Below are 4,636 nucleotides of genomic sequence, written 5' to 3'. Positions count from 1 at the left end.
GCATCGAAGGCGATCAATGGAGCAGGGAGTGATGGACTTTTCTTTGGTAATCCCAATCAGCTCAAGGTGCAGGCAATAGGGGTATTAGCTTCGTGGGTGTTGGCGTTTTTTGGGTCTTTGATATTGCTGAAGGTTGTGGATGGGATTGTGGGGTTAAGGGTCAGTGAGGAGGAAGAGGAGATGGGGTTGGATTTAAGTCAACACAACGAGAGTGCCTATGCCTTTGGTTTGGCAGGGTATGGAGAATCGGTCTCGGCCAGTATCAGTCCTACCTTTGTTCCCAAACCTTTAGAAACAGTTAAACAGATGGTTCAAACTTCGGGTAAACCAACAATAGGAACCCGAACGCCTCCGATTACCTCTTCCCGTAAGCCGCCGGTAGTTCCTTCGTCGGGATCTCGAGAGTCTTCCTATGCAGATAAATCTTTTAAACTGGTTGTTACAAATATTGATAAGAAAACCTTTACAGATTTTTGGCAGGGGCTTTGTAGAGCCTATCCCCACCAGGTTCCACCGGAATTTCAAGAGTTATATCCCCACGTTAAATTTTTTAGTCAGAATACCTTAACCTTTAGTAAGGGAGACCCCTATGCCTTCCGGGAAAGGCTGGAAAAGCTTCTCCAGCAATATGGAATCGAATCGGCAAAGGTTGAAATTGAAACCTGATTTATTCGTGGTCGGTTGCCTGTTATCGATTGTCTTCGGCAACGGACTACGAAGGATTCAGGAGAGAGAAAGATGATTACCACTATTTTAATCATCCTGGCCATTGGGGTGGCTATGGGTATCCTGGCTTTTACCAGGTGGTATGTTAAAGCCCCAACGAATATGGCGTTTGTTCGCACCGGACTGGGAGGTAAAAAGGTTGTGGTGGATAGCGGAGCCATTGTTCTTCCCATTGTTCAAAATATTCAATGGATTTCCCTGGAGACCTTTAAACTGGAAGTTTTTAAAGCCGATAGAGAAGCCTTTATTACAAAGGATAAAATGAGGGTAGATATTGGAGCAGAGTTCTATGTAAAAATTGAAGCGAAGGAAGACCATATTGAAAAAGCATCCAGAAGCTTAGGAGATAAGTCCTTTAGTGCCGAAGGAATTAAAAGTCTGGTGGAAGAGAAGTTGGTTTCCGCACTTCGTTCCACGGCGGCGAGTATGACCTTAATAGAGCTCCATGAGAACCGACGAGGTTTTGCTAAACTGGTTATGGAGAGTTTGAAAGATGCCCTGCTTCCCAACGGTTTAACCCTGGAAGATGTTTCCATTTTCCATCTAGATCAAACCGAAAAGGGTCAGTTAGATCCCAACAACATTTTCGATGCAGAAGGTCTCAAGCAGATTACGGCTCAAACCTCCGAGCGTCAACGGGAACGAAACGAAATCGAGCGCAACACCGAGGTAGCTATTCGGAGAAAAGATGTAGAGGCGGTTAAACTCAAACTGGAACTGGATAAAGATCGTGAGTTTGCAGAGGCCGAACAACGTCATCAGATTGAAACCTATCGTGCCCAGAAGCGGGCCGAAACAGAGCAGTTTGCTTACCAACAGGAACAAAAGATCCGGGAGGCTGAGATCCTTAAAGAACAGATGATTGAGGAACTTCAAATTGAAAGAGAGAGGGCTATTAAAGAGGCCCAGTTGAAGAGAGAGATTTCGTTGCTTGAACAGATTCGTTCCCGAGAGCAGGCTGAGATTGAAAAGGAGCGGGTTATTGAAGAGGCCAAGCGAGATAAAGAAATTGCTATTATTTTGAAAGAAAAACAGAAAATCGAAGAGGAAAAAGCCCAACTTGCTACTTTGATGAGCAAGGAAGAAGCGGCCCAAAGGGTCATCGATACCATTGAGAAGGCGAAAGTCGAGCGGGCCAAAATGCTTGCTTTGATTGAAGCCATGCGAGAACTGGAAGTGACTCAGAAAAAAGCCGAGGCCATGGAACGGATGGCCTTATCGAAGATAAAAGATGGAGAAGCTGAAGCCTATGTTAAAGCCAAGATTCGCGAAGCCGAGAACTTGTTGGATCTCAAATTCATCTACCGGGATGTGCTCCAGAATTTAATCGATAAAGCTCCTCAAATCCTGGGTGAACTCATGGCTCCGGCCAAACAAATCGAGAGTATTAAGGTCCTGGATATTCATGGCTTGAACGGGCATGGGGCCGAGGGAAATGGTTCTTATCCCATGGGAACTATTTTAAGTACGCTTCTCAATGTGGGAGCTGCTCTTCCCTTGTTAAAAGAATTACTAGAATTTTCCAAAATCGATACCGGTAAAGCCGTCAAAAGCCTTCTGGATCAACTGCCAGGGGTTAAAGAGTTACTAAGTCAAACTACAGTCAAGCAACCCGAACAATAAACTACGGGGTATTTAGAAAGGTTCGCTGTTCGTTGTCTGGGATCCCCTGTGTAGGGTGTAAGGGGAGAAAGTCAGATAAGTGGATTTACAGGTTATACCCACCCCGACAACGAACAACGAACAACAGATAAAGGGACTATATGACTCCAAAGGAAGTTATTAAATTTGCCAAGGACAACCGGGCAGAGCGGGTAGACCTGAAGTTTACGGATCTCCTGGGGCAATGGCAACATTTTGGAATCCCCTTGGGCGAGCTAACGGAAGAAGCCTTCGAGGAGGGGATTGGATTCGATGGGTCCAGTATTCGAGGTTGGCAATCCATTGAAGCCAGTGATATGCTCGTCGTCCCGGATCCAACCACTGCCGTTATGGATCCATTTCAAGAAATTCCTACCTTGAGCCTTATATGTACCATTGTAGATCCGGTAACCCGGGAGCATTACAGCCGAGATCCCCGCTATGTAGCTCAAAAAGCAGAAGCCTACCTGATTGCTTCGGGAATGGGAGAAGTAGCTTATTTTGGTCCAGAACCGGAGTTTTTTGTTTTCGATGATATACGGTTTGGTCAGGCAGAAAATTACGGCTTCTTCTACATTGATTCTGTGGAAGGATTCTGGAATACCGGAAAAGAGGAAAAACCCAATCTGGGTTACAAACCTCGATATAAAGAAGGATATTTTCCCGTACCTCCCATCGATAGCCTTCAAAAACTTCGGGCCGAGATGGTTAAGACGATGGAAAAGGTAGGTATCCAGGTGGAAAAGGAGCATCATGAAGTAGCCACGGCGGGTCAGTGCGAGATCGATATGCGGTTCGATAGTTTAACCCGAATGGCCGACAAACTTATGTGGTACAAGTACATCGTTAAGAATGTAGCCCGTCGACACAATAAGACTGCTACTTTCATGCCGAAACCCCTCTTTGGGGATAATGGCTCCGGAATGCATACCCATCAAAGTGTCTGGAAGGCCGGGCGACCTCTCTTTGCAGGGGATGAATACGCGGGCCTGAGCGATTTTGCTCTGTACTATATTGGAGGGATTCTGGCCCACGCTCCGGCTTTATGTGCCTTTGTGGCTCCAACCACGAATTCTTACAAAAGATTGACCCCGGGTTTTGAAGCCCCGGTTAACCTGGCCTATTCCAGCAGAAACCGAAGCGCCGGCGTACGAATCCCCATGTATTCCCCTAGTCCTAAAGCCAAGCGCATAGAGGTTCGATTTCCTGACCCACTCTGTAATGGCTACCTGGCCTTCTCGGCCATGTTGATGGCCGGACTGGATGGGGTTGCCAATAAACTCCACCCCGGAGATCCTTTAGATAAGGATATCTATGCCCTTGAACCTGAAGAACTAGCCAACGTCCCTTCCGTACCGGGTTCTTTGCAAGAAGCGCTTCAGGCTCTTAAAGAAGATCATGAATTTCTCATGAAAGGAGATGTTTTTACAGAGGATCTTATCGAAACCTGGATTAAATATAAAACCGAAAAGGAAATTAATCCGATCCGACTTCGCCCGATCCCTTGGGAGTTTGCCCTCTATTACGATGGGTAAAAAAAAAGCTCCCCCTTTGATGCTGAGCAAAACCCCAGGGCCGCCCCTTCCATGGCGGTCCTCTCCCCGACTACAAACCTCCTCCCCAACCTCCATTGCCCAATTTCTCATCAACTTCGCGGAGAGAAAATCATCCTGCCTAAAAAATAAGCTTTTTGTTCTGGAAGATTTTTTCAGAATATTTTCAACGCTCAGTTTCCGTCGTTATCTCAATAAGGTCTTAACCTATTCGTTTCCACCTGACCAAAAATTAATCGAATATCCCTCCATAATGCTCAAAACTTAGTCAGCTCCCTTTTTTTAAACATCAAGGCTCTCATCCCCTACGTTCAAAGGTATGACAAGGCTTTTCGGGTCTTATAAACCCTTATAAACTTTCTGGTATGCTCATTGCTCATAAAACCATCAAATGATGTTTACAGAAAAATCAAGGATCAAAGATCAGAATAACTTCGGGATTTTCTGATTTCTGACTCCTAAATCATTACAATATTTTTATAAATAAACCTTGGAGGCTTTGACTATGATGGGAAGAATGTTAAGGAAATTAATTGGTATCCTGTTGGGAAGTCTTGTTTTTCTTTTATTTGGATTTGGAAATTTGAACTTTGCATGGAGTGCCGAGGAGACCCCTCCCCCTCAAATTAGTGCCGGAGATACGGCCTGGATGCTGACCTCAGCGGCCCTGGTTTTGATGATGACCGCCCCTGGGCTTGCTCTGTTTTATGGCGGCA

General features: G+C 45.6%; 4 protein-coding genes. All 4 read left to right on the top strand.

Features of this window, described 5'->3' with window-relative positions:
• A partial coding sequence (locus VNM22_21175) for a hypothetical protein (protein ID HWP49684.1) occupies nt 1-666 on the top strand: 666 nt, incomplete at its 5' end.
• A 72-nt stretch (nt 667-738) separates the two neighbouring features.
• Entirely contained in the window at nt 739-2,349 is a 1,611-nt protein-coding gene (locus VNM22_21170; GenBank protein ID HWP49683.1) for a flotillin domain-containing protein, read from the top strand.
• Nucleotides 2,350-2,489: 140 nt separating this feature from the next.
• Nucleotides 2,490-3,902 carry a type I glutamate--ammonia ligase gene (glnA, locus tag VNM22_21165; protein HWP49682.1) on the top strand — a complete coding sequence of 471 codons (1,413 nt, stop codon included), beginning with the start codon at nt 2,490-2,492 and terminating at the stop codon, nt 3,900-3,902.
• 535 nt (nt 3,903-4,437) lie between these two features.
• Nucleotides 4,438-4,636 (top strand): hypothetical protein (locus VNM22_21160; protein ID HWP49681.1); only part of this gene is annotated, 199 nt, incomplete at its 3' end.

It is taken from the genome of Candidatus Limnocylindrales bacterium (genome assembly GCA_035559535.1).
In the GTDB taxonomy this organism is placed as follows: Bacteria; Moduliflexota; Moduliflexia; order Moduliflexales; family JAUQPW01; genus JAUQPW01.
The sequence above is the reverse complement of the archived record's forward strand: the minus strand, read 5'-3'. Positions and strand labels throughout refer to the sequence as shown.

Excerpts from the sequence above, each read along its gene's own strand:
- VNM22_21170 (HWP49683.1), top strand. The coding sequence starts at position 739 with ATGATTACCACTATTTTAATCATCCTGGCCATTGGGGTGGCTATGGGT.
- glnA (HWP49682.1), top strand. The coding sequence starts at position 2,490 with ATGACTCCAAAGGAAGTTATTAAATTTGCCAAGGACAACCGGGCAGAG.